Here is a 2,646-nt window from a genome sequence, read left to right on the forward strand (position 1 = left end):
ATTTTTAACAGACATCTTAGCTGAAATTTTAAAAAACTACCCAAAATGGCAGAAAATTTACGACTATCCGAACGAGACGAAAGGTGATTTCATGCCCGACATCTGCACGCCGCAGGAGCTTAGCGAACTATTGGAGCTGCAAAATATCTATATCATAGACGGCGCGAAAATCGGCTTTGAGTTTAGCTGCTCGTGGGATATAGAGCACGGCCTAGGCGTGATGACGCGCAAAGGCAAGGTCGTAAAAATCGGCGGCGGCGAGACGGCGTTTGGTTTTTAGCATTTTTAAGCACAAGCCGTCAAATCGGCTATTCGTCAAAAGTTTTATTTTTCGTGCGGTAAAGTGATAGGTAAATAAACCCGAGCGGTGCGATAATAAAACCATAACAAATTAGCATGGTTATAAAATCTATCTTTGAACGACTAAAATTTGACGTGCTTGCTAACTAACAAAGTCAAATTTTACTAACGAAATTTTGGCTTAAAATGCCTATTAAATGGGGCTTTACCAACTAGCGTAATTTATGTTGGTCCATTATCGGCGATACTTTCGTAAAACAAGGCCTGGAACAAATTTGATAAGAGAACATATCAAATCGGTTTATTTTAATACACATACAGCTCGCCGTCATCGTAGCTAAATTTGGCCGCATTGTTTTGCCGCTTGACGCTATCACCGACGAATGCAATGGGATTATAGTCCTGCCGTAGCTTTTGCGCATTGGCTTTCCAGCCGCAAGGCAGGTAGCCTAAATTTAAGATTTTTAGCAAATTCATATTGAAATCTATGCGAAAATTCGGGCAAAATTTACGCACGCCAAACTCCTGAAAAGCTCGCAAAACGATCGGAAGTACTGAGTAATCGTAGGTTTCTATCGGCAAGCCGCGAGAGAGAATCTTTTGTGCTAAAAGTTCTTTTTAGGAGATAAAATTTCTCGTACGGCGCAAGCAAGCTCGTCCATAAGCGAATATTGCCGCAAAATTTGATCGCTAAAATGGCAAATTTCAGCGAAGATATCAAGGTCGATATCGCACCATTCGTTTGATTTTAGCAGTTTTGAGAGCCGTTTAAAATCTGCAAATTTAACGCAAAACGGAGTGAAAATTTGATCCGCGTCCACCGGCTGTTTGCCGACGTTTTTAAATCAATCTTGCGTGTTTAACTCGCTTTTAAATTCACGCTTCAAACCTTCAATATCTAGTTTCATTTCTATCCTAATTTTTTAAAATTTGAACTATTTCATTGGCCAACTCGCCCGCTTCGCCATCCAAAATATAAGCAAGCATTTCTTTAAATTAGGCGTTTTGGCGAGACAAATCTGCTTTTAAAATTTGCCATTCTTGCGCCGTGAAATTTCGCAAAAGCTTGCGAGCAAAAATAAAACTCTCGTCATAAAAATAATCCACCGGATCGGCCAAAATTTTATCAAGCTACGCCAAATTTGTGTCGATTTTTGCCAGCTTATAAAATTCATTTCGCACGTCAAATTTAGATTTTATCTTGTACTCCGTGCTGTCAAATTTAAAGCAAATTTCATCCGCGTGTAGCAGCAGTCTAGGCGCTCCCGTCGTCAAAATACGTCCTGTCTCGCTCATCTTTTTATCCAAAATTTTCTCTACTTGCGGTCGCATAAGGCCATAGAGCGGCTCGCCCAAAATACTATGTTCTACGTGGAACAAATGTAGGCGAATTTGATGCTGTCTGCCCGTGAGCGGATAGCACTCGATCAGGCTCGCGTCAATATCCGAGAAGTATTTCAGCGGACGGATCAACGTAATCGCCTCCTTGCCGTCCGCGGCGATCTTCATACGGATTTTGATATCCGCAAACTCACCGCTAGGCGCGATCGGAGCATCGATCACGAAGCCTTTAAACCCCTCTAAAAATTTCAACTTTTCGCTAAATTTAGCGTACCTCGCGGGCTCAAATTCTTCCAAATTTACGCCTAAAGTATCGGGCACAGATTTAGCCGTCGTCAAAGCGCAAGCCTCATATACACCGCCTGTATCGCCTGTCGTGGTGACCAATATAAATTTATCACCTGCGCCGCCGGACAAGGTTTCAAATCCAAATCCGCCGCTCGCGCCATCAGCCGAAGCGCGCGCATGCTCCAACTCTAATATGCCGCCCATACTCGCGGTCTCATACGCAAATTTCGATCCGCGGATTCCATCCAAGCCGGGCGCGCCGCGATCCTCCCGCGCACCATTGCGTACCTTGCCCTGCAAACGCCCGCGCGATCCGCGCCGCAAATCTCCGCGCACGAGCGCTATGTATCTTTTCATCACGGATCGCTGTTCAAAGCGGTCCTTCAGCTTCCGCGCCGCATTTTTATCTTTTGCGACGATCAAAACACCGCTGGTTTCGAGATCGAGCCTGTGCGCCACGCACGCATCCTGCCCGTATAGCGACCAGATCTCGTCGTACATATTATAAGGGGAGTTTCTGCCGCTGGGGTGGCTTAGGATGCCACTCGGCTTATCAAACGCCACGAACTCGTCGCACTCAAAAATCGGCTTCAGCCCGCGCGGCTCGCATTTGTAATCGATCATAAAAATTTCGCCCTGTGCAACAGAGTTTTTGTGCAAATTCAGATCGTTTGCGTCGACGATTCTGCGCTTGTCGCAGATGCGCTGCGCGCTTTT

At 45.2% G+C, this 2,646-nt stretch carries 3 protein-coding genes and 1 pseudogene; 1 reads left to right on the forward strand and 3 read right to left on the reverse strand.

Annotated elements, in window-relative coordinates; translation table 11 throughout:
• Positions 1–280 (forward strand): annotated as a pseudogene (locus Q0413_RS01170) (hypothetical protein); the annotation flags it as partial.
• 326 nt (positions 281–606) lie between these two features.
• On the opposite strand, the gene Q0413_RS01175 reads toward Q0413_RS01170, so the two are convergent.
• From Q0413_RS01175 to Q0413_RS01185, 3 genes are all read right to left on the reverse strand, one after another.
• Positions 607–882: a hypothetical protein gene (locus tag Q0413_RS01175; protein ID WP_298986431.1), complete on the reverse strand. Its 276-nt coding sequence runs from the start codon at positions 880–882 to the stop codon at positions 607–609.
• A gap of 23 nt (positions 883–905) precedes the next feature.
• Positions 906–1,121 (reverse strand): hypothetical protein, encoded by a 216-nt coding sequence (locus Q0413_RS01180; protein WP_298986434.1) that lies wholly within the window; start codon positions 1,119–1,121, stop codon positions 906–908.
• Positions 1,122–1,431: 310 nt separating this feature from the next.
• Positions 1,432–2,646, reverse strand: a 1,215-nt coding sequence (locus Q0413_RS01185; protein ID WP_366939620.1) for an RluA family pseudouridine synthase, incomplete at its 5' end; no start/stop codon positions are given.

Source organism: uncultured Campylobacter sp. (assembly GCF_938045465.1).
Taxonomy (GTDB): Bacteria; Campylobacterota; Campylobacteria; order Campylobacterales; family Campylobacteraceae; genus Campylobacter_B.